This is a genomic window from Caballeronia sp. LZ003, assembly GCF_031451465.1.
Taxonomy (GTDB): Bacteria; Pseudomonadota; Gammaproteobacteria; order Burkholderiales; family Burkholderiaceae; genus Caballeronia.
Map to the genome: position 1 here is coordinate 1,747,755 of NZ_JARUXJ010000001.1, position 25,456 is coordinate 1,773,210.

Below are 25,456 nucleotides of genomic sequence, written 5' to 3' on the forward strand. Positions count from 1 at the left end.
GCTGCCTGAGAAGCGACGGTGCGTTTCTTCTTCATCGGCATATCCATGACTTTTACCTCTCATAATATGCCTCGCCCACAGAATTACGGATAGGTCCATGCCACCCGCTGACATCTTGTCTTTTGCATGCAGCCGGCCGACATAGAGCATTTGCATGCCAGCCGCCCGTCATCGCAATACGCGTCAAACCCGCTTCCGATCTGCCAACACGTAATAAAACACCGCCGCCAATCCCGCGCCGATGAACCACGAAAAGTTCGCGGAGCTTTCCAGCGACGGCAGCATCACACAAAGAATCGCGATCACCGCAGCGGGCAACAACGCCATCACCGCGCGACGATTCACGCCCTTCGTGTACCAGTATCGACCGCTCTCTGAAGTCGTGTAGAGGTCATCGACCACGAGTTTGCCGCGCTTCATCAAATAGAAATCCACGATCAGGACGCCATATAGCGGCCCGATGAAGCTGCCGAGAATATCCAGCGTGTAATGAATCACGGCCGGATTGTTGAACAGGTTCCAGGGCGTGATGAAAATCGATGCCGTCGCGGCCATCATCCCGCCTGCGCGCCAGCTGATCAGACGCGGCGCCACGTTCGAAAAGTCGAACGCCGGCGACACGAAGTTCGCCACGATATTGATGCCGATGGTCGCGATCGTGAACGTCAGCGCGCCGAGAATCACAGCCGTCGGATGATCGATACGGCCAACCGTTTCCACCGGATCGGTGATCAATTGTCCGAACACCGGCAGCGTCGCGGCAGTCGTGACGACGGTCACGAGCGAGAACGCCAGGAAGTTGACCGGCAAGCCCCAGAAATTGCCGCGCTTCACGCTGCGAAAGCTCTTGCAATAGCGCGAGAAGTCGCCGAAGTTCAGCATCGGACCGGAGAAGTAGGAGACCACCAGGGAGATCGCGGTGATCATCACCGGCACCACTTCCATGCCGTGATACTTCACGCCGCCCAGATTCAGCCCGATGTTCTGAATGCCCGCACGCCACACCATGTAGCCCGCAAGAATGAACATCACGACATACACAGCCGGGCCGGCGAAGTCGATGAACTTCTTGATCATCTCCATGCCGCGCCAAAACACGATAGCCTGCAGCACCCACAGCAACATGAAGCCCGCCCAGCCGAGCGCGGACAGCCCGACGAAGCCATACCGATGCACATCCGCGTAAGGCATGAGCGAGGGCACGAATTTCAGCACGACGATAACCAGCGCGCTCGATGCCAGATAAGTTTGGATGCCGTACCACGCCACCGCGATCAGCCCGCGAATGACCGCCGGAATATTCGCGCCGAGCACGCCGAAGGTCGCGCGGCACGCAACCGGGTACGGCACGCCCGCAACCTGACTCGGCTTCGCGATGAGATTACACAACACGTTGACGAGCCCGATGCCGATCAACAACGACACGAGCACTTGCCAGCTCGTGAGGCCGAGCGCGAACAGACTGCCCGCGAAAACATAACCGCCGACGCTATGCACGTCCGACATCCAGAAAGCGAAGATGTTGTACGCGCCCCAGGTCTGATTTTTTAGCGGAGCGAGGTCTTCGTTATAGAGCCGGTCGCTATAACCGGCAGGCATACCAGAATGGTCGCCGTCTCCTTGAAACTCGCTTTCGTACGGCGGCAGAGCTGAGCTGCCGGATGCACTGAACTGGCCCATGACGTCTCCTTCGATAGGCTGCTTGCGTGATGAAAAAAGGCAAATGCTCGTGCGTGACTGAGATCAGTCGGATACCTTCGCCGGCCTTCGGATTTCACTCGGGCTCTGACGCGGTACTCTTGGGATTTGCTGGTTCGCCGGGAGCGTGATGACAAAAACGCGCGGGCACTTGCCTTCGCGCCTGCCGCCACGGCGATTTTCATTGCGCGCTCTTCTATTTCCCGAGCGGTCATTCAGTGCAGCATGACGCGCGTTGGATGGCGCGTGCATTGCAGATTTAAGGCGTTGCTTGCTACCGGTCGACAGGGTCGACAGCGTCGAGAATCGGCGCGCTTTCGGCCGGCCGCGCAAAGACTTCTTTCAGATCGACCGCGCCGCGCGCTGGCCGCTCCAACATTTTCAATTCGACATCGCGCAGATGCTGCGCCATCAGATTCGCGGCTTTCGCGGCATCGCCGGCGTCGAGTGCGGCGAGAATCGCTTCGTGATCTTCGAACGAGCAAGAACTCCTGCCGAGCGATTCATACAGCGCCGAGATCAGCGTCGAGCGTGCAACGAGTCCGGACAGACATTCGCACAGCACGGTGTTGCCGGTGAGTGCGGCGAGCTCCGTGTGAAACTCGCCGGAAAGGCGAATCCATTGCGAAAAGTCCCGGCTCTCGAACGCACGCCGCTCCCGCCCGATAGTCGTGCTGATCGACTTGAGCCGACGCATGCCGTGCCCCTTGCCGATGCGCTCCACCACCGCCAGTTCGATGATGCGTCGCATCTCGAACACCTCATGTACTTCCTGCAGCGACGGACTTGCGACGAAGGCGCCGCGGTTCGGCTCCAGATCGACCAGTCGCTCGTTCGCCAGTTGCGCGAGCGCCTGACGTACCGTGCCGCGTTTCACATCGAACACTTCGCATAACTGCGCTTCGGTCAGCTTGGCCCCAGGCGCAAGCCGATGCTCGAGGATCGCGGCGCGAATGTTCTCGGCGATCGACTCGGCATTCGCTCCGCCATTCAAATTCGAAGCGATCGATGCTGCACTCGGTTTGGGTTCGGACATGATGTGCTCGCTTGCATGTTGACCATCTTAGAATCGACATAAAGATTGTCAACAATTTGTTGTAAAAAGCCGCAATGAATCAGGCGTACAGGGACGGCCCATTGTTCGTACAGCCTTTTGCCACGGGCATGAGCGAGGATTCATCGACGTTTTGTCAGCATTGTTCGCACTTTTTTGTCGACAATTGAGCACGGGAAGTGAGCCGATATCAACTCGCGTGGAAATAGAAGAAAGACAGTTAGTTGCGATGCGCGAAGAAAAGAAAGGCGCTATGACAAGCGCCCTCGTTCCCCGATCAAACCAGATGCGGATAATCGGACATCGTCAACTTGAACCCGCGCTCGTTCGATACGAGATGCGCCGACGCGCCGAACGGCAACGTAAGCAGGTTATCGACGTGTCCGAACTGCAAGCCGGTGACGACGGGAATTCCCGTTACTGCCCTCACCTGATCGATCATCGCGTCGAGTGAATAGCCGTTGTCGTATTCGGACAAGCGTCCGCCCGAGAACTCGCCCATCACGATAGCCTGCTGCCGCCCAAGCACGCCCGACTGATGCAACTGATAAATCATCCGTTCAATGCGAAACGGATGCTCGTTCACATCCTCGATGAACAGAATGCCGCCCTCGACCGGCGGCAAATACGGCGTACCGACCAGCGACGCAAGTATGGCCAGATTGCCGCCCCACAACATGCCGCTCACATCGACGGATTGATGCTGCGGCTCATGACTCGTCACAGTCAGCGTGGGATGCGAGATCGCCTGCCAGAAATGCGTCATCGTGAAGATGCTCAGATGCTCCGCGCCGAAGTCGCCCGCGAACATGGGGCCGCCGAAGGTCTTGACGCCCGCTTGCGCAAAAAGCGCGCATTGGATGGCCGTGAAATCGCTATGGCCGACGAGCGCAACAGGTTGATCGCGCAGCCTGTCGCGCAAGCCGTCGTAATCGAGACCATGAAGAATGCGCGACGCGCCATAGCCGCCGCGCACGGCAAGCACCACGTCCGGCAAACGACGCGACGGATCGGCGAGCCGGTTCAAATCGGCCGCGCGCTCGCTGTCGGTGCCGCCAAAACGCTGGAAACGGCGCCGCGTGGCATCGATGTTTTCAAGCTTGTGCCCTTGAGCTTTCAACCTGCCGATGCCGCGCTCGACAGCCGCCGGATCGTTCGGATAGCCCGAAGGCGCGATCAGATCGATGGTGCGTGATTTCACGTTTATCAGTTCGTTTTGTTGGTGGAAACAGCGAACTCGCCGCCCTGCCCGGCTTCGCGCGCGCGCCGCAAATCGCGTTCTTCGCGCGCCAGACGCCTTCGTTCCGCAAAGAAGTTCTTGAGCGACCGGCCGCATTCGTCCGCAAGCACGCCGCCTGTCACGCTGGTGTGATGATTGAGCCGCTCGTTGGCGAACACGTCGACCACGCTGCCGCATGCGCCCGTTTTCGGATCGGCCGCACCGAACACCACGCGCGCGATCCGAGCATGCATGATAGCGCCCGCGCACATGAGGCACGGTTCGAGCGTGACATAAAGCTCGCAGCCCGGCAGCCGGTAGTTTTCGAGCGATTGCGCCGCCGCCCGCAAAGCGGCCATTTCGGCGTGCGCGGACGGGTCATGTCCGCCAATGGGATGATTGAAGCCCGTCGCGATGACTTCATCGCCACGAACGATCACCGCGCCCACGGGCACTTCGCCCGCGCGGCGCGCTTCGTCGGCGGCTTGTCGCGCGAGCGCCATGAAGCGGCGATCGCGTTCGTCGGAGGAATCGACGGATGCGGTGGAAAAGGAAGCGTCGGAAAGGTTGGGGAGGTCGGGCGACAAGATCAGCCCATCTCGCTGCGGCCCTGAGCGCGCTCGGACAGCCGCTCGGCAATGCGCCGCCTGTATTCATGCGGCACGCAACCGCCGCCGCGCAAGGATTCGAGCGCCATGTCGAGCGCGAGCATCTTCACCTGAATACGGCAGCGCGCGGCCGGGTCGGTCACGCGGTCCAGCTCGTCCTGAAGCCCGCGCAATGCGCGCAGCTGTTCGACGGCTGGCGGGACAAAACCCGCGTTCTTGAGAATACGATTGGCGACGCGCACTTCCTCCGGCACGAGGAGATCGTCGTCCAAGGCGAGGGGCGCGCCTGCGCCGGGAAGATCGTTGAATTCGCCGCGCGAGGCGGCTTCGTTGATCCGCTGTTCGACCAAAGCATCTAGCAATTTCATCGGGGGATTCGACCGGCTCTCACTGGTTGGCGGGCGCGGTCTGTCGCGATTTCCGTTGGTTAGCCTGAAGTCGGATGGCAGCCGGAAATACCACGCTTGAAGCGCTGTTCGGCAGATCCCGACAATCCAATTCCTATTCTAACAGCGGCTGGCACGCTGTTTTCATCGCGCGGCCAGAGCGCGATCGGGCTGCATTGTATACCGGCTTTATGCGTGATTTTCGCCACATTCGATGGCGTCGTTTCGACGAATGTGCTTGCGCGTATAGCCTTCGGTCGCCCGCATGAGGCTGCGCGTGTATTCGTGCTTCACGTCGCGCGCGCGGACGGCTTCCACATCGAGTTGCTCGACGATCTCGCCGTTTTTCATCACCGCGACGCGCTGACACAGAAAACCGACCACGGCGAGGTTGTGACTCACGAGCATCATCGTGAGCTTGCGCTCCGTGTGCAAGCGACGCAGCAAGTTGAGGATTTCGGCTTGCACGGAGACATCCAGCGCGGACGTCGGTTCATCGAGCAAGAGCACGCGCGGACCCACGATCAACGCGCGCGCAATCGACACGCGCTGCCGCTGCCCGCCCGACAATTGATGCGGATACCGAAATCTGAACGCCGGTCCGAGCCCGACCTCGGCAAGCGCGGCCAAAATGCGCGCGTCTTCATCGCCGATACCGTTGATCGCGAGCGGCTCGCGCAAGGTCTTGTCGACCGTGAAGCGCGGATGCAGCGCCGCGTACGGGTCCTGAAACACCATCTGCGGACGGCTATCGCTGACTCGCAGGCTTCCGCTCGACAGTGGCACGAGGCCGGCAAGTGCGCGCAGCAAGGTCGACTTGCCGCTGCCCGATTCGCCGACGAGCCCGAACACCTCGCCCTCCTCCACGCGAAAAGTCACGTCGCGCACGGCATCGACGTGACCGGTCTTCGTGCGGAAACGAATGCTCGCGCGGTCGATATCGATCATCGTGCGCTGTCTCCTTCGAACGATTCCGTGAGCCACGCCGGATCGCGCCGCAAGGTCGGCAACTCGGCGGGTGGATCGACGAGCGGCGGATTGGCGGCCAGCAACCCGCGCGTGTACGGATGCTTTGCGTGCGCGAGATCCGCCGCCGCGCATGTCTCGACGATCCGCCCGCCGTACATCACTGCCACGCGGTCGCAAAACGACATCACGAGCGGCAGGTCGTGGCTGATAAAGACGAGTCCTGTGTCGTGACGCTCGATCATCTCGTCGAGCACGGCAAGCACTTGCATGGAGACGAGCACGTCGAGCGCGCTGGTGGGTTCGTCGGCGATCAAGAGGCGCGGGCCGGCGAAGACCATCATCGCAATCATCACGCGCTGGCCCATGCCGCCCGACAGCTCTTGCGGATACGCATCCGCCACGCGCTCCGGGTCGCGGATATGCACCGCCGACAACGCCTCGACGATACGCGCGCGCATGGCCTTGCGGCCGAGGCGTTCGCCTTGCCGCGCGAAGGTTTCGCGCATTTGTTGCGCGACGGTCATGACCGGGTTCAACGAGAATTTCGGGTCTTGCAGAATCATGCTCATCTGCGTGCCGCATAAACGCCGGCGCTCGTTCGGCTTCATCGCGAGCAAGTCCTGGCCGTCGAAACGCAGGGCTTTCGCGGACCAGTTCGCCCCTTGCGGCAAGAGACCGAGCAGCGCGCGGCCGGTAAGCGACTTGCCCGAACCGGATTCCCCGACGATACCCAACCGTTCGCCGCGCTCGACCGACAACGAGACGCCGCGCACGGCGGGCATTGGCACGCCGTCGTGGCTGGCGAAAGAAATATCGAGTCCATCGATCTCGCACAAGGACATGTCAGCCTCCGTGACGGGGATCGAAGACATCGCGCAAACCGTCGCCGAGCAGATTGAACGCCAGGCTCACGGCGAGAATGGCGAGGCCGGGAATAGTTGCGACCCACCATGCATCGAGCAGCACATTGCGGCCAGAGGCAACCATGTAACCCCATTCGGGACTCGGCGGCTGCGCACCCAGTCCCAGAAATCCGAGCCCCGCGACGGCGAGGATGATGCCCGCCATGTCGAGCGTCGCGCGCACGATCACCGACGACGAACACAGCGGCACGATATAGCGCAACAGAATGCGCGCGGGCGACGCGCCCTGCAGACGCGCCGCGTGGATGAAGTCGGCCTGCGCGAGCCGCAGCGATTCGGCACGCGCGAGCCGCGCATACGGCGGCCACGCCGTGATCGAAATGGCGATGACCGCGTTGAGCACGCCCGGCCCGAGCGCCGCCGCAAACGCGAGCGCGAGCACGATCTTTGGAAACGCGAGCGCGACATCGGTAATGCGCATGAGCACGGTATCGACGAAACCGCCGCAATAACCCGCCACCGTGCCCATGAGCAAACCCACGGGTACGACGAGCACCACGACCAGCATGGCGATACTCAACGTGAGCCGCGAGCCGTGCACGAGCCTCGACAGGATGTCGCGGCCGAGCTGATCGGTGCCGAACCAGTGGGCGGCGTTGGGCGGCGTAAGGCGTTCGGCGAGCACTTGCTGCAACGGGTCGCGCGTGACGACGAGCGGCCCGAAGATCGCCACCACGACGAGCAGCACGAGTATCGCGAGACCGAACATGCTGAGCGGATTCGCCGAGAACGCGCGCCAGCGCCGATAAGCGCGCCCGAGCGCCGCCTGACGCGGCGACGCGGGCGTGTCGGTGAGCAACCACGCGCGCCAGTGCGCCCGCGCGGGATTCATCGGCGTGCGCTCGACGGGCGAATGCATCGACAAGCGTCCTCCATGTCAGCGTGCGCGCGGATCGAACACGCGGTAAAGCGCGTCGGTCAGCAAGTTAAGCGCAATGAACGTCGCGCCGATCACGAGCGTGCTGCCGAGCACCGCGTTCATGTCCGCGTTCAAAAGCGCGCCCGTCAGATACGAGCCGATGCCCGGCCACGCGAACACGATTTCTGTCAGCACCGAGCCTTCGAGCAGATAGCTGTACGCCAACGCGATCACCGTCAGCAACGGCACCGCGATATTGCCGAACGCGTGCCGCCAGATCACGCGCCGCTCGGACAAGCCCTTCGCGCGCGCGGTCGTCACGTATTCCTGGCTCAGTTGTTCGAGCATGAACGAGCGCGTCATGCGGCTCAGATAAGCGATGGAATAAAACGCCAGCACGCCCGCCGGCAACGCGATATGCGAGAACGCGTTCCTAAAAACGTCCCACTCGCCCGCGAGGAGCGAATCGATCAGCAGACTGCCGGTGCGCGTATCGACCATGCCGTCGTACATCGGGTCGATACGGCCCGGACCCGAAACCCAATGAAGGCGCGCATAGAACAGCAACAGACCCATCAGCGCGAGCCAGAATACGGGCACGGAACTGCCCGCGAGCCCGATGAAGCGCGCGATGTGATCGACCATGCGGTTGTGCTTCACGGCCGCAATCACGCCGAGCGGCACGCCGATGCAAACGCCGATGAAAGTGGAGAGCGTCGCCAGTTCGAGCGTCGCGGGAAACACGCGTTTGATGTCGTCGATGACGGGATTCGCCGTCAAGAGCGACACGCCCAGATTGCCGTGCAGGACATCGCGCGCGTAGATCATGAACTGCTCGATGAGCGGCTTGTCGAGCCCGAGCTGCAAACGCGCCGCCGCATACGCCGCCGCCGATGCGCGGTCGCCGAGAATGGCGAGCACGGGATCGATGGGAATCTTGCGGCCGATAAAGAACGTGATCGCAAGCAGCCCGGTGAACGTCACCGCGAGCATGATGATCCAGCGCACGAGTGCAAGCACGAAGCGCACGCCCCTTCGCCGGCCGCTCGCGGCGCGCATTCGGTCGAAAAACGTGGGCGTGACGGACATTCGCAGGCTGCTTCGCTGGTTATTGCTTTTTGATGTCTTTGTAAGAGACGAGATCGTTGATCGGCCCGACTTCCAGCCCGCTCACGCCCGGCCGCGACGCCACCTGCGACACCTTCTGGAACATGATGACGAAGGGCGACTTCGCGAGCACTTCGCGCTGCATGGTCTCGTAGCTCTGCGCGCGCTTTTTCGTATCGCTTTCGGCGAGCGCGGCGTTCGTTTCCTTCGTCAGTTGCGCAATGTCCCAGGCGTTGCGCCACGCAAGCATTTTGTAGCTCGACGCATCCGAGTTGTCCGGATTCCACACGAAGCCCTGCGCGTTGCTATGCGGATCGATATAGTCCGCCGACCATTCGCCGATATAGATGTCATGCGCGCGCGCCCGGTAGCGCCCGAGCGTCTGCTTGTTGTCGCTCGGCATGAGTTGAACCTTGATGTTGGCAAGCGCGAGGTTCGCCTGCACCGCCTGCGCAATCTCGCTGTATGGATAGTCGTTGCGCACGTCCATCTTCACAGTGAAGCCATTCGCAAGACCGGCCTTGGCCAGCAACGCCTTGGCCTTCGCGACATCCTGGTGATACGGATTGTCATTGAGCGCGCCCAGGAATCCCTCGGGCAGGAAGGTTTCGTGCACCTTGTACGTCGTGCGGATGACGTTCTTCTGAATGCCCTGATAGTCGATCAGCCACTTCATCGCCTCCCAGACTTCGGGCTTCGCCAGATTCGGATTCTTGTTGTTGAGGCCGAGATACATGAGCGTTGCCTGCGGCACGGCGTTCACCTTGATCTTGCCGGCCTTGACAAGCGTGTCGAGGTCGTCGGGGCTCAGATCGCGTGCCACGTCGATGTCGCCGTTCTCGATCATCAGACGCTGGCTCGCCGCTTCGGTCACATGGCGCAGCACGATGCGCTTCATGGCAAGCGGCGCGCGATACCCGTCGAAACGTTGCAATACGATGCTGTCGTTGGCCGTCCACTTCACGAGCTTGTACGCGCCCGAACCGGCCTCGTTCGTCTTGAGCCATTCGTTGCCGTAGTCGCTGCCCTTCTGATGCGATTCGAGCAGCTTGCGATCCACCACCGACGCCGGCCACGAGCCGAGCACGTTCAGCACGAAAGTCGGCGCGTAGCGTTGATCGGTGGTTATGGCGACGGTCGTATCGTCGATCTTCTTCACGTTCTGCAGCGCGTTGGCCTTCGTGAGCCCGATGCCCGCAAGCACGGCGGCCGCGCCCTTGTCCAGCAACGCGGTGCGCTGGATGGACCAGGCGACGTCGTCGGCGGAAAGCGGATTTCCCGAATGGAACTTGAGGCCGGGGCGAATCTTGAACGTGAACGTCAGACCGTCCTGACTGACCGACCACGACTGCGCGACGTCGCCGTTGAACTTCGACGGGTCTTTCAGATCGACGCGCACCAGCCGGTCGTACGTGTTCGCGACGTATTCCTCGGGCACGAGTTCGTAGATTTCGCCGGGATCGAGCGAGGTGAACTCGTCGAGCAGCGTTGCCATGACGAACATGTCCTTCGGCGTGGCGGCCTGCGCGAGTGTCAGTGTTCCCGCGCCCGCCAAAACCAGAGCCGTTGCCAGTGCCGCCGCGACTGCCTTGCGCAAGACCATGTGCTTTTCCGTTCGAAGTGAGGTTGGGTTCACATCAGCCGCAACAGGCCGCTTTCTTCGTTGTCGATGAGAGCAAGTTCGCGCGAGCCCGGCAATTCGTAATGCCACCACTCGCTGGGAATATGCGCGAAGCCCGCGCCGTGCATCACGCCGAGCAGCAGCGTGCGGTTGTGCTGTACGTGCCTCGGCAAACCCGCGTGAAAGTGCGCGGACTCGGGGACCATTGCGTCGAAGCCCGTGCCCATGTCGAGCTCGCCGCCGTTTTCATCGACGAGCGTGAGGTCTACTGCCGTGCCGCGGCTGTGATTCGAGCCGCGCTTGAGATCGGCGATGAAGGTCGGGTCGGGAAGAAAGTCCCAGAGCACCTGCTGCGCTTGCGGCGGCCGATAGGCGTCGAAAATCTTGAGCGTCATGCCGAAGCTTTGCGCAATGGCGACCGCGCGGCGCAAGGCCGCCTCGGCGGGTTCGAGCAGCAGACAATGCTGCGCTTTGTAGATGGGTTTGCCGGTGAGATTGCAATCGGTCGCGTAGACGAGATCGATCTCCACCTGATGCGTCCGTGGCGTGATGTGCAGCAAGGAGAATCGAGTCATGTTTCTGGATGCGGGAGCTGCGGTTCGTTTCATTCCGATAGACGAACCTTAACCCGATAGAAAAATCCGCGAAACTGTTTGTTTGGGTGGTTTTGTTTCGGCTGACGGGTTGGGTCAAGCGAGCAAGCGCCACCGGGCGAGCATTTCACCCCAACGCCTTCGCCAACGCGCTTTCCACGTCCGCCCTCAAATCGCTCTCGCTCTCCAGCCCGATATAAAGCCGCACCAGCACGCCCTCATGCGGCCACTTCGACGCCGTGCGCATCGACCGGATGTCGTAGGGCATCGCGAGGCTGTGCGCCCCGCCCCAACTCCAGCCGATGGAAAAAAGCTCGAGCGCCTCGACGAACGCATCGACTTGCGCCGCGCCATGGCGCGCGTCGAACACGAACGAAAACAAGCCGCCCGCGCCGCCCGAAAAGTCCCGCTTAAAGAACTCGTGGCCAGGACAATCGTCCAGCGCCGGATGCAGCACCGCCGCGACTTCCGGGCGCGTCTTCAGCCATTTCGCCAAAGCAAGCGCGGAACGGTCATGGGCCTCGTAGCGCAGTTGCATCGTCGGCAAGCTGCGCAACACGAGCGATGCGTCGTCGGACGACACACCCACGCCCACCCGCATGCGCGCGCGCTTGAGCTTCTTATGCAGCTCGAAATCGCGAACGATGGTCGCGCCCATCAGAATGTCGCTGCCGCCCGACTGATACTTCGTCAGCGCCTGCACCGAGATATCGACGCCATGTTCGAACGGCTTGAACGCGAGCCCCGCCGAATACGTGTTGTCGATCGCCGTCACGATGCCGCGCGCGCGCGCCGCGGCAACCATGGCCGGCACGTCCTGAACTTCCATCGTCACCGAGCCGGGCGCTTCGAGCCAGATGAGCTTCGTGTTGTCACGGATGTCATCGGCAATGCCCGCGCCCTTCATCGGATCGTAGTAGGTCACCTCCACGCCGAAGTCGCTCGCGAGCCAGTCTGCGTGATCGCGATTCGGTCCATACACGTTGTCCGGCACGAGCACGTGATCGCCCGACTTCACCAACGCAAAGTACACGTTCGAAATGGCCGCGAGCCCGGACGGTTGCAACAGTGCGTGCTCGCCGCCTTCGATCGTCGCAAGCCGCTGCGCAAGCGCGACCGTCGTAGGCGTGCCGTGCAGCCCGTAGCGCCATTTCGAATCGTCGCTCCAGACGAGTTCGCGCAAGGTGGCGAGGTCCGGAAACACCACGGTCGAGGCGCGCGTAACCGGCACTGAAAAGGACTCGAAGCCCGGCGTGATGCGGTCATCTGGCTGGACGATACGGGTTTGCAGGTCGCGTTCGGAGTTGCTTGAATCGGTCATGTCGAAGCAGAGTTGAGTGGTTGATGCGCGGGAGTGTCGCCAACGCTCGGCCGAGGAATAGAAGTGGGAAGGTTCGCAATGGGCGTCGTGTCGAGCACTGACGCCCGCTTCGAACGACCATCACTCACCGATGATCACGTTGCTCGTCCCGCCCACCGCATTACGCGGCGGCGCAGGTTCGAGCGAAGGCGCGGGCGGCGCACTGCGCGTGAGCGGCGCACCCTGCACAGCGGGCAGCGTCGCTCCCGCCACCGCTGGACGAAGATCGAATGGCCTGGAATTGGAATCGTCCGGGTCCATGCGCTCGCCCGACACGCTGCCATCCGCCGCGAACTTTCCCACCCAGTTGCCAGTGATATGCGTGCCGTCGTTCGATTCCTCGATCTCCAGCGTATCGCCATCGCGATCGCCAGCAACGAGAATCACCGACGGGCTGCCCGCGAACCGATACTCGCCATGCACGCCCGAGGGATCGTCGGTCTTCGCGCCGAGCCTCATTTCGATTTGCCGGTCGCCGAGCGTGCCGACATAACGCGGAAAGCGCGCGTATTCCGGATTCGGCGTGAGCGGCTTTTGCGGTGGCAAGGCAAGCGTTTCGATAGCCTGCTGCGCGCCATGCGACTCGCCCTTCGCGCTGACAGGCGCATTCGCCGCGGCCGTCGACGCATCCGGCGGCATTGGAGAATTACAGCCGGCAAACGCGAATGCGGCGCCTGCGATCGTCGCCCAGTGCAAGCGCTTCATTGTTTCGATCATCCTTCGTTCCTTGACCCAAGCTCCGAGCGTCAGATGCGCTCGAAAATCGCCGCGATACCCTGACCGCCGCCGATGCACATCGTCACGAGCGCATACCGCCCGCCAATGCGCTGCAACTCGTACAGCGCCTTCACGGTGATGAGCGCGCCCGTCGCGCCGATCGGATGCCCAAGCGAAATGCCCGAACCGTTCGGATTGACCTTCGCCGGATCGAGCTTCAGTTCCTGCGTGACCGCGCAGGCTTGCGCGGCGAAGGCTTCGTTCGCTTCGATCACGTCGAGATCGGCGACACTCAGTCCCGCGCGCTCCAGCGCCTTTTGCGTGGCGGGAACGGGGCCAATGCCCATGATTTTCGGATCGACGCCCGCATGCGCGTAAGCGACGAGGCGCGCGAGCGGCTTCACGCCGCGCTTCTCGGCGACGCCGCGCTCCATCAGCACGACGGCCGCGGCCGCGTCGTTGATGCCCGATGCATTGCCCGCCGTGACCGTGCCGTTTTCCTTCGCGAACACGGGACGCAGCTTCGAAAAATCTTCGGCCGTCGCGTTCATGCGCACGTGCTCGTCGCGATCGAAAACGGTGTCGCCCTTCTTCGATGCCAGCGTGATCGGCAGAATCTGTTCCTTGAAGTAACCGGCTTCGATAGCCCGCGCCGCGCGCCGGTGCGATTCGAGCGCGAGCGCGTCCTGCGCCTCGCGCGTGATGCCGTACTTGTTCGCGACGTTCTCGGCCGTCACGCCCATGTGGATCTTGTCGAACGGGTCGTTCAACGCGCCGAGCATCATGTCGACGACGCGTGCATCGTTCATGCGCTGGCCGAAGCGCGCGGCGGGCATGACGTAAGGCGCGCGGCTCATGCTTTCCGCGCCACCGCCGATGGCGATCTCGGCGTCGCCCAGCAAGATGGATTGCGACGCGGACACGATGGCCTGCAAGCCCGAGCCGCACAGACGGTTTACCGTGAGCGCGGGCGCGTGTTGCGTCACGCCGCCGTCGAGCGCGGCCACGCGCGCGAGATACATGTCACGCGGCTCGGTCTGGATCACGTTGCCGAACACGACATGGCCGACCTCGTCGCCCTGCACGTTTGCACGCGACAACACTTCGCGCACCACGCGCGCGCCGAGATCGGTCGGCGTGAATTCCTTGAGCGCGCCGCCGAAGTCGCCGATTGCCGTGCGTACACCGCTTACCACCACTACTTCTCGCGTCATGTTCTTGTCTCCTGAGTTTGCGTGGGTCTTTTACTCCGCGAGCGCGGACTCCACTGTCTTTCTGGTCGGAATGGGGGCTACCGCGCCGAAGCCTTGCGTCGATAACGCCGCCGCCACGTTGGCATAACGCGCCGCCGTAAAAGGGTCGTCACCCGCGACGATACGCGCGATGAACGCGCCGCCGAAGCAATCTCCGGCGCCGGTGGCATCGACCGCGTTCACGACGCGGCCCGGCACCACGCGCCGCTCATTGGGTGTCGCGATATACGCGCCTTCCCGGCCGAGCTTGAGCGCGACGACTTTCGAGCCGAGCGCGAGCAGGAAGTCGACGATGGCGTCCTTGTCTTCATGGCCCGTGATGACGGTCACGTCGTCCCAGCTCGGCAGGCAGATGTCCGTCATGCGCAGCGCTTCGAGCATCACCGCGCGGGCGCGCGCGAGCGGCCACAGCTTCAGGCGCAGGTTCGTGTCGAAACTCACCTTTGCGCCGTGCGAGCGCGCGTGATCCATCGCGGTAAAAGCGGCATCGCACGCGGATACGCCGATTGCGAGACTGATTCCCGACAGATGCACGACCTTCGCCGCCGCGATCGCGTCGAGCGGCAGATGCGCGCTCGCATAACGGCTCGCCGCCGAACCCGCGCGCAAGTAATCGAAGCGATGCCCGCTCTCGCCGTGCGACACGAAATAAACGCCCGTGGGCGCGGTATCGTCGATACGCACCGTCGATGTATCGACATTCTCCGTGCGCCAGAGATCGAGCAGCAGTTGCCCGAACTGGTCGTTGCCGACGGCGGACACGAAGCCCGTCGACGCGCCTTGCCGCGACGCCGCGATCAGAAAGTTCGAGACATCGCCGCCGAAGCCTTGCAGATAGTTCGGCTGATTTCGCGTCGACTGGTTGAACTCGATCATCGCCTCGCCGAGCGCGAGCACCGAAGGCATGGAATGCGCCATGACTTATACCTCGCCCCAGAGATCGTGGCCGTCCGCGCCGGTGATCTTGACGGAGACGAAGTCGCCGGCCTTGTAGCGCTTCGACGCCTTTGTCGCCGGCGCGATATACACCACGCCGTCGATTTCCGGCGCATCCGCCGCCGTGCGGCCAACGCCGCCGTCCGTGCTCACTTCATCGACGAGCACGCGCAGCGTCTTGCCGACTTTCTTTTTCATGCGCGCGGCCGACAGTTCCTCGGCCAGTTCCATGAAGCGCGCGCGGCGTTCCTCGCGGACTTCGTCGGGCAGCGCGCCATCGAGTTCGTTGGCCGTTGCGCCTTCGACCGGCGAATACGCGAAGCAGCCGACGCGGTCGAGATCCGCCTCGCGGATAAAGTCGAGCAGCGTTTGAAACTGCTCCTCGGTTTCACCCGGAAAGCCCGCGATAAAGGTGCTGCGGATGGTCAGATCGGGACAAATCTCGCGCCACGTCTTCACGCGTTCGAGCACTTTCTCGGCATTGGCCGGGCGCTTCATGCGCTTCAGGACTTCGGGATGCGCATGCTGGAACGGCACATCGAGATACGGCAGAACGTGGCCGCGCAGCGGGCCTTCGGCCATCATCGGGATGACTTCGTCGACGCTCGGATACGGATACACGTAATGCAGACGCACCCACGCGCCGTATTGCGACGCGAGCTCACCGAGCGCGCCGACGAGTTCGGTCATGCGCGTCTTGATAGGCTTGCCGTCCCAGAAGCCGGTGCGGTATTTGACATCGACACCGTACGCGCTCGTGTCCTGCGAGATGACGAGCAGTTCCTTCACGCCGGACTTGAACAGATTTTCGGCTTCGAGCATGACTTCGGCGATGGGGCGCGAAACGAGATCGCCGCGCATCGAGGGAATGATGCAGAACGTGCAGCGATGATTGCAGCCTTCGGAAATCTTGAGATACGCGTAATGACGCGGCGTGAGCTTGATGCCCGCGGGCGGCACGAGATCGGTGAACGGATCGTGCGGCTTGGGCAGATACGAGTGCACGGCGTTCATCACTTCGTTGGTCGCGTGCGGACCGGTGACGGCGAGCACTTTCGGATGCACTTCTTCGATGAGCCCCGTGCCGCTCGCGCTCTTTTTCGCGCCCAGGCAACCCGTCACGATGACCTTGCCGTTCTCGGCAAGCGCTTCGCCGATGGCGTCGAGGCTTTCCTGCACGGCTTCGTCGATGAAGCCGCAGGTGTTGACCACGACGAGGTCGGCGCCGTCATAGGTGCCGGAGATTTCGTAACCTTCGGCGCGCAGCTGAGTCATGATCTGCTCGGAATCGACAAGGGCTTTCGGGCAGCCGAGACTGACCATGCCGATGCGCGGCGCGGGCGTGCTAGTACTTGATTTCAAAGAAGTATTCACGGGGACATCCGGAGAAAGACGCGCGCGGGCGACAGCGCGTGCCTCGGTCGAGGCGAATCTCGTATTTTAACCGGTTGTGGCGTGGAGAATCACTGACGGCCGGCCGCATACATCTTCACAGACGATTTCTCCCACGCGCGTATTAACTGGACGGGCGAGATTCCTGCCTGCGTCGAGAAGGGCGATTTCCTCAAGCGCGCGTTGCGCTGTCCGGTCAATGACGCACGATGGCGCCAGCACGCAGTCAACCGCGGCGGCTTCATGGCATTCAGCGAAGTCTCGACGGATTTTCAAGCGCATCCGCCGCTCGGCGCGGCGGTGGCTGAGTCGGCCCGTGCGCTCGGGCCATGAGCGCCTATTTCTTCTCGGTCGTCGGCGGCACGACAGGCGTCGGAAACGGAAACGTGTTAAACATCGTTTTCGCCTGGGTCTGCATCTGCTCCTGCATCTGCACGAACATGTTCTTCGACTGCTCGATGTAGCTCGTCATCATGCCCTGCATCATCGGCGCCTGCATGTTCATGAATTGCGACCAGACTTCCGGATTGAGCGCGTTGCCGTCGTAGATGCCCTTGCTCTGTTCGGACAGCTTCTGCTGGATGTCGATGAACGCCTGGATATTCTTCTCCAGATACGTGCCCATCATGCCCTGCATGGCATGGCCGTAGAAGCGGATGATCTGCGAGAGCATCACCGATGAAAACATCGGCAAGCCGCCGCTCTCTTCCTCGAGAATGATCTGCAGGAGAATGCTGCGCGTGAGGTCGTCGCTCGACTTCGCGTCCAGCACTTTGAATTCTTCCTGATCGAGCACGAGCTGCTTCACATCCGACAACGTGATGTAGGTGCTCGTTTCCGTGTCGTAAAGCCGCCGGTTAGGATATTTTTTGATGAGTCGTTCGGCGGATTTCTTTGTAGTAGTGGTGGTCATTTAACGCCTTTAAACGCAGGACTTTACTGCGGTGCCAGCCGCCACGGCTTGCATTGTCGCAATAAAGCGTTGCCGCCAGTTCGCCGCGTCGTTGATCTATCCGGCAAGCAGCAGCGCCCCTCTTCACGCCTTCACGCCTTCGCGCCTTCCGTGAGGGACGCCGCCGCCCGTCAGCCCATGTGCAAGCCGCCGTTCAGCGAGAAATCCGCGCCGGTGGAGAATCCCGATTCATCGGAAGCGAGCCACGCGACGATGGAGCCGATTTCATCCGGCGTGCCGAGCCGGCGCACGGGAATGGTCGCCACGATCTTCTCCAGCACTTCGGGGCGAATGGACTTCACCATCTCCGTGCCGATATAACCCGGCGACACCGTGTTGACCGTCACGCCCTTGGTCGCCACTTCCTGCGCCAGCGCCATCGTGAAGCCGTGAATACCGGCCTTCGCGGTGGAGTAGTTCGTCTGGCCGAACTGCCCTTTTTGACCGTTCACCGACGAAATATTGATGATGCGCCCGAAGCCGCGCTCGACCATGCCGTCGATCACCTGCTTCGTCACGTTGAAAAGACTCGTCAGGTTGGTGTCGATGACCGCGGTCCAGTCTTCATGCGTCATCTTCCGGAACACGACATCGCGCGTGATGCCCGCGTTGTTCACCAGCACGTCGACTTCGCCGACTTCCGCCTTGACCTTGTCGAACGCGTTCTTGGAAGACTCCCAGTCGCCCACATTGCCTTCCGACGCGATGAAATCGAAGCCGAGCGTCTTCTGGTCTTCCAGCCATTTCACCCGGCGCGGCGAGTTCGGGCCGCAGCCCGCGACGACCGTGAAGCCATCTTTATGGAGCCGCTGGCAAATGCTCGTGCCAATTCCGCCCATCCCGCCGGTTACATACGCTACGCGCTTTGTCATTCCTCACTCCATTTTCGTTATGCGGAACGGCGTTCGAACGACGCCTTCCGCTTGGCCCTTCCCATGCCTTCGGGTGTTGCGCTCAGTCACGCTCGAGCGCAAGCGCCACGCCCATGCCGCCGCCGATACACAGCGACGCCAGACCCTTCTTCGCGTCGCGCTTCTGCATTTCGTGCAAGAGCGTCACGAGAATGCGGCAGCCCGATGCACCGATCGGATGGCCAATGGCAATTGCGCCGCCGTTCACGTTGATCTTCGACTGATCCCAGCCCATTTGCTTATGCACGGCAAGCGCCTGCGCGGCGAAGGCTTCGTTGATCTCCATCAGGTCGAGGTCGTTCACCGACCAGCCCGTGCGCTCGAGACAACGCTTCGATGCAGGCACGGGACCCATGCCCATGACCTTGGGATCGACGCCCGCATTCGCATAAGCCTTGATGCGCGCAAGCGGCGTGAGACCGAGCGCCTCGGCCTTCTTCGCCGACATCACGACGACCGCGGCCGCGCCGTCGTTGATGCCCGATGCGTTCGCCGCCGTCACCGTGCCTTCCTTCGAAAACGCGGGCTTGAGCGTGGAAAGCGCTTCGGCCGTGACGCCGTGGCGCACGAATTCGTCGGTGGCAAACCGCAGCGGCTCGCCCTTGCGCTGCGGAATGGACACCGGCACGATCTCGTCGTCGAAGCGCCCTTCCTTCTGCGCCTTCTCGGCCTTGTTCTGCGACAGCGCCGCGAACTTGTCCTGGTCTTCGCGCGAGATGCCGTATTCCTTCGCGACGTTCTCGGCGGTCGTGCCCATGTGGTAGTTGTTATAGACGTCCCACAGGCCATCGACGATCATGGAGTCGATCAGCTTGGCGTCGCCCATGCGAAAGCCGTCGCGCGAGCCCGGCAGCACGTGCGGCGCCGCGCTCATGTTTTCCTGACCGCCGGCGATGACGATATCCGCATCGCCCGCGATGATCGCGTTGGCCGCGAGCATCACCGCCTTCAAACCCGAGCCGCAGACCTTGTTGATCGTCATGCCCGGAACCATGTCGGGCAACCCTGCCTTGATGAGCGACTGGCGCGCCGGATTCTGTCCCGAACCCGCGGTCAGCACCTGACCCAGAATCACTTCGCTCACCTGATCCGGCTTCAGTCCCGCACGCTCCAGCACCGCGCGAATCACCGTTGCCCCCAGTTCCGGCGCCGCGATCTTCGCGAGCGAACCACCGAACTTGCCGACCCCTGTACGCGCGGCCGATACGATCACTACGTCAGTCATTTCAGTTTCCTTTGGCATCAAATGAATTCGGTTATGCGTGCGACTTCGCGCCGTGTCAGAAGTCGCGCTCCAGCACGTAGCGTCCGGGCGCGGGCTCGATCACCGGATAAGTCTTCGAGCCTTGCGACGCGCCCGCCTTCACTTCCTCGCCCGCGTTTTGCGCGAGCCATGCGGACCACGTCGGCCACCAGCTTCCCGGATGTTCCGTGGCTGCCTCGAACCACGCGTCGGCGGTTTCGGGCAGGCGCTCCTCATGGCTGTCGAGCATCCAGAAACTGCGCTTGTTCTTCGACGGCGGATTGATGACGCCCGCGATGTGCCCCGACGCGCCAAGCACGAACTTTTGCGGGCCCGTGAGAATGGGCGCGGATGCATACGCGGACTTCCACGGCACGATATGGTCTTCGCGCGAACCGTAGATGAAAGTGGGCAACGAGAGCGTCGACAGATCGATCGCCTCGCCGCACACCGTCAGCGCGCCCGGTTCGCGCAGCTTGTTCTCCAGATACGTGTTGCGCAAATACCAGACGCACATCGGACCGGGCAAGTTGGTCGAGTCGCTGTTCCAGAACAGCAGGTCGAAGGCTTGCGGCGTGCGTCCCTTGAGATAGTTGTCGACGACGTAATTCCACACGAGATCGTTCGGCCGCAGATACGAGAACGTATTGGCGAATTCGATCCCGCGCATGAGCCCGGCGGGCGCGCCGTTCTTGCCGCCGATCGACTGCTCGCGCATCTGCACGTGTGCTTCGTCGACGAAGACGTCGAGCACGCCGGTGTCGGAAAAATCGAGCATCGAGGTGAGCAGGGTCATCGACGCGGCCGGCTCTTCGCCGCGCGCCTTCGCTACCGCGAGCGCCGTCGCCAGAATGGTTCCCCCGATGCAGAAGCCGAGCGTGTTGATCTGCTCCTCGCCCGTGATGTCCTTGATGACGCCGATGGTTTCGAGCACGCCCTGTTCGACGTAATCGTCCCATTCCTTCGCGGCGAGCGATTGATCCGCATTGCGCCACGACAGGATAAAGACTTGCTGCCCTTGTTCGAGCGCATAACGCACGAGCGAGCTTTCAGGCTGAAGATCGAGGATATAAAACTTGTTGATGCAAGGCGGCACGATCAGCAAAGGCCGCGCATAAACCTTCGGCGTGAGCGGCTTGTACTGGATCAGTTGCACGAGTTCGTTCTCGTACACGACCGAGCCTTCCGTCGAACCGATGTTCTTGCCAACCGCGAAGCGCGACTCGTCCGACTGCGAAATCTTGCCGCGCTGCAAGTCGTTGAGCAGGTTGAGCATGCCCTGGCGCAAGCTCTCGCCCTTGCTTTCGATGAGCGTCTTCTGCGCTTCGGGATTGAGCGCGAGATAGTTGCTCGGCGAAGCCGCAGCCGCCCATTGCTGCACCGTGAAGCGGATGCGTTCGCGCGTCTTGGGATCGCTCTGCACGGCGTCCGCGAGTTCTTGCAGATAACGCGCGTTCAGCAAATACCACGCGGCCGTGAAGGCATATGCCGGCGTGTTCTGCCACGTGGTGTCGGTGAAGCGGCGGTCCTTGAGCGATGCAGGGTCGATGCTCTGCTCGCCCGCCTGCTTGAGCAATGCGGCGGCATCGCGCGAATAATTGCTTTGCAGTTGTTGCAGACGCTCGGGCGCGATGGCTGCCGTCGGAATCTTCGGCAACGTAGGCAAGCCCTGCATCGACGCGCCGAAGCCCGGCATGCTGCTCGCGAGCTTGGCGAATTCGGCCAGGCCGTTCATCTTCGCGAAGTCGGGCATTTGCGGCATGACGGTTGGAACCGCGCCGAATGCATTCGGAAATGCACCGGGCAAACCCGCACCGGACAAACCCGGAAACGCGCCCAAGCCGGGAAACGAACCAAACGAACCGAACGCTCCGAACGGCGGCGCGCTCGCGCTATTCGCAGCGGCTCCGTCATTCGTCTGCGCGTTGGTTTGCGCGTTGGTCTGGGGATTGAATTTCGCCCATTGCGCGGGATCGGCGACCGAGCGCCACGCGTTGAGCCATTGATCGAACGCTTGCTGTACGCCTGTCGGATCAGCGGGAACTTCAGCCGTCGAACTGCTGGCAGTACGGGAGCGGGCGGAGGACGCAGAGGAGGAACTAGATTTGGAAGCCATACCCGCTTTTGACCTGTAAGTCTCGCAAGACTGATTGCTGATGCAGGCATCGCCGGGCTTGTCTCAACCAGCGCGCAAGTGTCGATGCGCACTATGCGCGCCACAAGAGTCACCTAGCTACGCCGTGCCCGATTGAATGAATTCCGGGAACATTCTTGCTCTTAGGACTCAGGCATGTCAATGCTTCACCTGATTTTGCCGCAGTGCGATATTTTTTTAATTATCGTTTTCCCCATGCGAGATATTGCATTCGCATGGGCTTACGCAAGTTCCTGCGACTTAAAGCTGACAGTTGTCGCTGAATGCAGATGACGAGCAGTTAATCGCCAAGCCAGATCATGGCGGCCATGCGCCCTGTCACGCGATCGCGACGATACGAATAAAAGCGCTCTCGCTCGCTCACCGTGCAGTGCGTACCGCCATGAACGCGCTTCGCTTCCACGCCGATATCGGCTAAACGCAAGCGCGCAAGCGTATAGATATCGGCGAAGTATTTGCCTTGTGCGCCGGTCGGCTTGAACGCTGCCGCGGTGAGGTCGCGTTGGTCCGCATTCGCGATCGACACGAAGGCATCGAGCACGTCCTCGCCCACTTCGAATGCAGCGGGACCAATGGCCGGACCGAGGTAAGCATTGAGGCGCGATGTCGGCACGCCCGCGAGTTGCGCCACCCGCGCGCCCGTCTTCTCGACGATACCGCCCGCAAGACCTCGCCAGCCCGCATGCGCGGCGCCGACCGCGCGGCCTTCGCCGTCGCAGAAGAGGACCGGCAAACAGTCCGCCGTCATCACCACGCAGACGACGCCCGGCCGGTCGGTCACGCTCGCATCGGCGCGCGTCGGACCGGCTGCACGGCGCTCGATGACCGCGTGCGCATCTTCAACCGTCGTGCCGTGAATCTGTTCGAGCCACGCGGCTTGTCCGATGCCCGTCAACGCCAGCGCGCGACGGCGATTTTCAGCGACGGCATCCGGCGCATCGCCGCTCGACAAACCAAGATTGAGACCGCCCGCGCCCGGCGTGCCGCCATCGAAAGGCGCCGCGCTCACGCCGCCCGCGCGAGTCGTCACGAACGCATGCACGCGCGGCGAGACGCGCCATTGCGGCCACACGCAATCATCCGCGCTCAATGTGACGTCAGTGCGATGGGTCATGCTTCGTCGTCCTCGTCATCGGCATCGTGTTCGCCTTCTTCGTCGTCGTATTCGTCGTCCCAGTCTTCGCCGTCGTCCATTTCATAGACTTGCGGGAAGTCGTCGTCTTCGTCTAGTTCGACTTCGTCGTCGCGCCCGAAGCCGAGTTCCGTGGCGAGCTTGACGAGATCCTCGGGCACGTCCGCGCGCCAGTGCACCTGCTTTCCCGTTGCCGGATGAACCAGACCGAGCCGCCACGCGTGCAGCGCCTGACGCGCAAAGCCGTCGGGCAGCGGCGTCACCGAACGCCGGCCGCGTATGTGACCGTAGACCGGATCGCCCAGAAGCGGATGGCCGCTCGCCGCGCAGTGCACGCGAATCTGGTGCGTGCGGCCGGTTTCGAGATCGCAATGGATCGCGCTCACGGGCTGCCCGTTCCACTGCGTCCGGTCGATGGTGCGAAAGTGCGTGCGCGCCGGTTTCCCCGATGCGCCTTGAACCACGGCCATGCGCGTCCTGTCGCGCGAATCGCGGCCAATGGGCGCGTCGATGGTGCCGTCGTCCGGCATCCTGCCCCACACGAACGCGACATAACGGCGCTTCACCGTGCGCGCCTGCAACTGCCGCACGAGGTCGGTCTGGGCTTCGAGCGTGCGCGCGACGACCATCAGCCCCGAGGTCTCCTTGTCCAGCCGATGTACGATGCCCGCGCGCGGCAGCCCCGCCGCCGCATCGCCATAACGATGTAGCAGACCGTTGAGCAAGGTGCCGCTCCAGTTCCCCGCGGCGGGATGCACGACCATGCCGGCGGGCTTGTTGATGACGACGAGCGTTTCGTCTTCGTACACGATGTGAAGCGGCACCGGCTCGGGCGTGAACGCGAGTTGCTCGGGCAACAGGTCGGGCACGAGCGCAATGGTCGCGCCAAGCGGCACGGGCTGGCGCACCTTGGCGCTGGCGCCATCGACGAGCACGCGCCCTTCCTCGATCCAGCCTTGCAGACGGCTGCGCGAAAACTCGGGGAAGATCTTGGCCAGCACCTTGTCGAGCCGCTCGCCTGCGAGTTCGTCCGGCACGCGCGCCTCGCGCGGCGCTTCCTCGTTGCGATGCCGCGCTTCCTTGCCGCGATGCGGCGTGCCGGCATCGGGCGCATGCGCGTCCGAATCGGTAGAAGCTGCGTCGTCGGGCTTGGCGCTTCGGCTATAATCTTTGAGTTGGTCTTTGGTACGGCGTGTACTTGAGCGGGTCATTTGAACGGGATATCGGGTTGTACCCGGTGAGTCAGTCTTCATCTCGGGCTGCAGTTCGGGACATTGCGCAAGACGTTCTTTACAGCGCGCGACACTGCCGGGCAAACTTCAATGCAGGCAATGCAAGGAAGCCGCGCCAGACCGTTGCGGACCGGGAAACCGGGCGGAATTCGAGGGATGTCCAAACGGAAAATCCCGAGCGAAAACCGCACCGGACACACAGCTAGACATAGCGAGATTCAGCCAGGAACAGCAAGCACTAATGCGAGCCTTCAACACCATTCATCAATCGATGCAGCAATCGATCAAGTATCTGGCGCTGGGCGCGAGCGTCGCCATTGTCACGGCCTGCCACGGCTTGCCGGAGAAGACCGACGAAACGGCTACGTGGAACAACAACAAATTATATACGGAGGCCCAGGACGCGCTTTCAGGCCGCGACTGGGGCAAGTGCTCCAAGTATTTCGAAGCGCTCGAAGGCCGCGATCCGTTCGGTCACTTCGCGCAGCAGGCGCAGATCAACGTGGCTTACTGCAACTGGAAAGACGGCGAGACCGCATCGGCGGATCAGGCGATCGACCGGTTCATCAAGCTGCACCCGGATCATCCGGACATCTCGTATGCCTACTACCTGAAAGGCATGATTCACTTCAACGACGACCTCGGACTCTTCGGCCGCTTCTCCGGCCAGGACATGAGCGAGCGCGACCCGAAGTCGCTGCGCGAGTCGTATGACGCGTTCAAGGTCGTGGTCGATAAATATCCGCAAAGCAAGTATGCGCCCGACGCCGCGCAACGCATGCGCTATATCGTGAACGCGCTCGCTTCGCACGAAGTCCACGCGGCGGATTACTACTATCGTCGCGGCGCGTATGTCGCGTCCATCAACCGGGCGCAACTCGCCATTCGCGAATACAAGAACGCGCCGGCCACCGAAGAAGCGCTGCATCTCATGATGCTCTCATACGAGAAGCTCGATCAGCCGCAACTCGCCGACGACACCAAGCGCGTGCTTGCCGCCACGTTCCCCGACAGCCCGTATGTCACGGGCAAGCGTCGCGCGAGCGCGGAAAAGGCGTGGTATCAGATCTGGTAAGCAGAACGCGAGATCGTTCCGCTGGTCAGGCAAAAATGGGCGCTTCGGCGCCCATTTTGTT

At 62.2% G+C, this 25,456-nt stretch carries 23 protein-coding genes; 1 reads left to right on the forward strand and 22 read right to left on the reverse strand.

From position 1 onward, the window contains the following. Window positions 1-183: 183 nt before the first annotated feature. The 22 genes from QCE79_RS07730 to QCE79_RS07835 all read right to left on the reverse strand — a co-directional run bounded on the left by QCE79_RS07730 (window position 184) and on the right by QCE79_RS07835 (window position 24,299). The gene (locus QCE79_RS07730) at window positions 184-1,680 is read right to left on the reverse strand and encodes an NCS1 family nucleobase:cation symporter-1 (RefSeq protein ID WP_244825303.1); all 1,497 of its coding nucleotides are present in this window, start codon (window positions 1,678-1,680) and stop codon (window positions 184-186) included. 292 nt (window positions 1,681-1,972) lie between these two features. Further along, window positions 1,973-2,734, reverse strand: a complete 762-nt coding sequence (locus QCE79_RS07735; RefSeq protein WP_250509076.1) for a GntR family transcriptional regulator — start codon at window positions 2,732-2,734, stop codon at window positions 1,973-1,975. Between the two features lie 295 nt (window positions 2,735-3,029). Beyond that, window positions 3,030-3,953, reverse strand: a complete 924-nt coding sequence (gene ldcA / locus QCE79_RS07740) for a muramoyltetrapeptide carboxypeptidase (RefSeq protein WP_250509077.1) — start codon at window positions 3,951-3,953, stop codon at window positions 3,030-3,032. Window positions 3,954-3,958: 5 nt separating this feature from the next. Next, window positions 3,959-4,558 carry a tRNA adenosine(34) deaminase TadA gene (gene tadA, locus QCE79_RS07745; RefSeq protein WP_309843168.1) on the reverse strand — a complete coding sequence of 200 codons (600 nt, stop codon included), beginning with the start codon at window positions 4,556-4,558 and terminating at the stop codon, window positions 3,959-3,961. A 2-nt stretch (window positions 4,559-4,560) separates the two neighbouring features. Beyond that, a complete protein-coding gene (locus tag QCE79_RS07750) occupies window positions 4,561-4,947 on the reverse strand; it encodes a DnaJ family domain-containing protein (RefSeq protein WP_244825306.1) in 387 nt (128 codons plus the stop codon). A gap of 207 nt (window positions 4,948-5,154) precedes the next feature. Next, complete coding sequence (locus QCE79_RS07755; protein WP_309843173.1) at window positions 5,155-5,913, reverse strand: ABC transporter ATP-binding protein; 759 nt, start codon at window positions 5,911-5,913, stop codon at window positions 5,155-5,157. Beyond that, window positions 5,910-6,776 (reverse strand): ABC transporter ATP-binding protein, encoded by an 867-nt coding sequence (locus QCE79_RS07760; protein ID WP_404989211.1) that lies wholly within the window; start codon window positions 6,774-6,776, stop codon window positions 5,910-5,912. Before QCE79_RS07760 ends, QCE79_RS07755 begins: the two co-directional genes overlap by 4 nt. A 1-nt stretch (window position 6,777) precedes the next feature. After that, entirely contained in the window at window positions 6,778-7,689 is a 912-nt protein-coding gene (gene nikC, locus QCE79_RS07765; protein WP_250509140.1) for a nickel transporter permease, read from the reverse strand. A gap of 45 nt (window positions 7,690-7,734) precedes the next feature. Beyond that, complete coding sequence (locus QCE79_RS07770; protein ID WP_250509082.1) at window positions 7,735-8,805, reverse strand: ABC transporter permease; 1,071 nt, start codon at window positions 8,803-8,805, stop codon at window positions 7,735-7,737. A 19-nt stretch (window positions 8,806-8,824) separates the two neighbouring features. Next, window positions 8,825-10,426, reverse strand: coding sequence for an ABC transporter substrate-binding protein (locus QCE79_RS07775; protein WP_309843180.1), 1,602 nt, complete (start codon window positions 10,424-10,426; stop codon window positions 8,825-8,827). A gap of 29 nt (window positions 10,427-10,455) precedes the next feature. Next, window positions 10,456-11,019, reverse strand: a complete 564-nt coding sequence (gene ddpX / locus QCE79_RS07780; RefSeq protein WP_309843182.1) for a D-alanyl-D-alanine dipeptidase — start codon at window positions 11,017-11,019, stop codon at window positions 10,456-10,458. 145 nt (window positions 11,020-11,164) lie between these two features. Beyond that, window positions 11,165-12,358, reverse strand: a complete 1,194-nt coding sequence (locus QCE79_RS07785; protein ID WP_309843185.1) for a cystathionine beta-lyase — start codon at window positions 12,356-12,358, stop codon at window positions 11,165-11,167. 120 nt (window positions 12,359-12,478) lie between these two features. Next, a complete protein-coding gene (locus tag QCE79_RS07790; protein WP_404989215.1) occupies window positions 12,479-13,114 on the reverse strand; it encodes a hypothetical protein in 636 nt (211 codons plus the stop codon). A gap of 29 nt (window positions 13,115-13,143) precedes the next feature. Continuing rightward, window positions 13,144-14,328, reverse strand: a complete 1,185-nt coding sequence (bktB, locus tag QCE79_RS07795; RefSeq protein ID WP_309843188.1) for a beta-ketothiolase BktB — start codon at window positions 14,326-14,328, stop codon at window positions 13,144-13,146. Between the two features lie 30 nt (window positions 14,329-14,358). Next, complete coding sequence (locus tag QCE79_RS07800; RefSeq protein ID WP_309843191.1) at window positions 14,359-15,285, reverse strand: sugar kinase; 927 nt, start codon at window positions 15,283-15,285, stop codon at window positions 14,359-14,361. Between the two features lie 3 nt (window positions 15,286-15,288). Further along, window positions 15,289-16,677 (reverse strand): 30S ribosomal protein S12 methylthiotransferase RimO, encoded by a 1,389-nt coding sequence (rimO, locus tag QCE79_RS07805; RefSeq protein ID WP_370652021.1) that lies wholly within the window; start codon window positions 16,675-16,677, stop codon window positions 15,289-15,291. 355 nt (window positions 16,678-17,032) lie between these two features. Continuing rightward, window positions 17,033-17,608: a polyhydroxyalkanoate synthesis repressor PhaR gene (gene phaR / locus QCE79_RS07810; RefSeq protein WP_244825315.1), complete on the reverse strand. Its 576-nt coding sequence runs from the start codon at window positions 17,606-17,608 to the stop codon at window positions 17,033-17,035. Window positions 17,609-17,778: 170 nt separating this feature from the next. Further along, the gene (locus QCE79_RS07815; RefSeq protein WP_244825316.1) at window positions 17,779-18,519 is read right to left on the reverse strand and encodes a 3-ketoacyl-ACP reductase; all 741 of its coding nucleotides are present in this window, start codon (window positions 18,517-18,519) and stop codon (window positions 17,779-17,781) included. Window positions 18,520-18,601: 82 nt separating this feature from the next. Then, complete coding sequence (locus QCE79_RS07820) at window positions 18,602-19,783, reverse strand: acetyl-CoA C-acetyltransferase (RefSeq protein ID WP_309843196.1); 1,182 nt, start codon at window positions 19,781-19,783, stop codon at window positions 18,602-18,604. Between the two features lie 55 nt (window positions 19,784-19,838). Then, entirely contained in the window at window positions 19,839-21,917 is a 2,079-nt protein-coding gene (gene phaC, locus QCE79_RS07825; RefSeq protein WP_309843198.1) for a class I poly(R)-hydroxyalkanoic acid synthase, read from the reverse strand. Between the two features lie 319 nt (window positions 21,918-22,236). Beyond that, a complete protein-coding gene (pgeF, locus tag QCE79_RS07830) occupies window positions 22,237-23,070 on the reverse strand; it encodes a peptidoglycan editing factor PgeF (protein WP_309843203.1) in 834 nt (277 codons plus the stop codon). Further along, window positions 23,067-24,299, reverse strand: coding sequence for an RluA family pseudouridine synthase (locus tag QCE79_RS07835; protein WP_309843205.1), 1,233 nt, complete (start codon window positions 24,297-24,299; stop codon window positions 23,067-23,069). The genes pgeF and QCE79_RS07835 overlap by 4 nt, the downstream gene beginning before the upstream one ends. Before the next feature lie 292 nt (window positions 24,300-24,591). On the opposite strand from QCE79_RS07835, the gene QCE79_RS07840 reads away from it, so the two are divergent. Further along, window positions 24,592-25,395 (forward strand): outer membrane protein assembly factor BamD, encoded by an 804-nt coding sequence (locus QCE79_RS07840; protein WP_244828049.1) that lies wholly within the window; start codon window positions 24,592-24,594, stop codon window positions 25,393-25,395. Window positions 25,396-25,456: the final 61 nt, after the last annotated feature.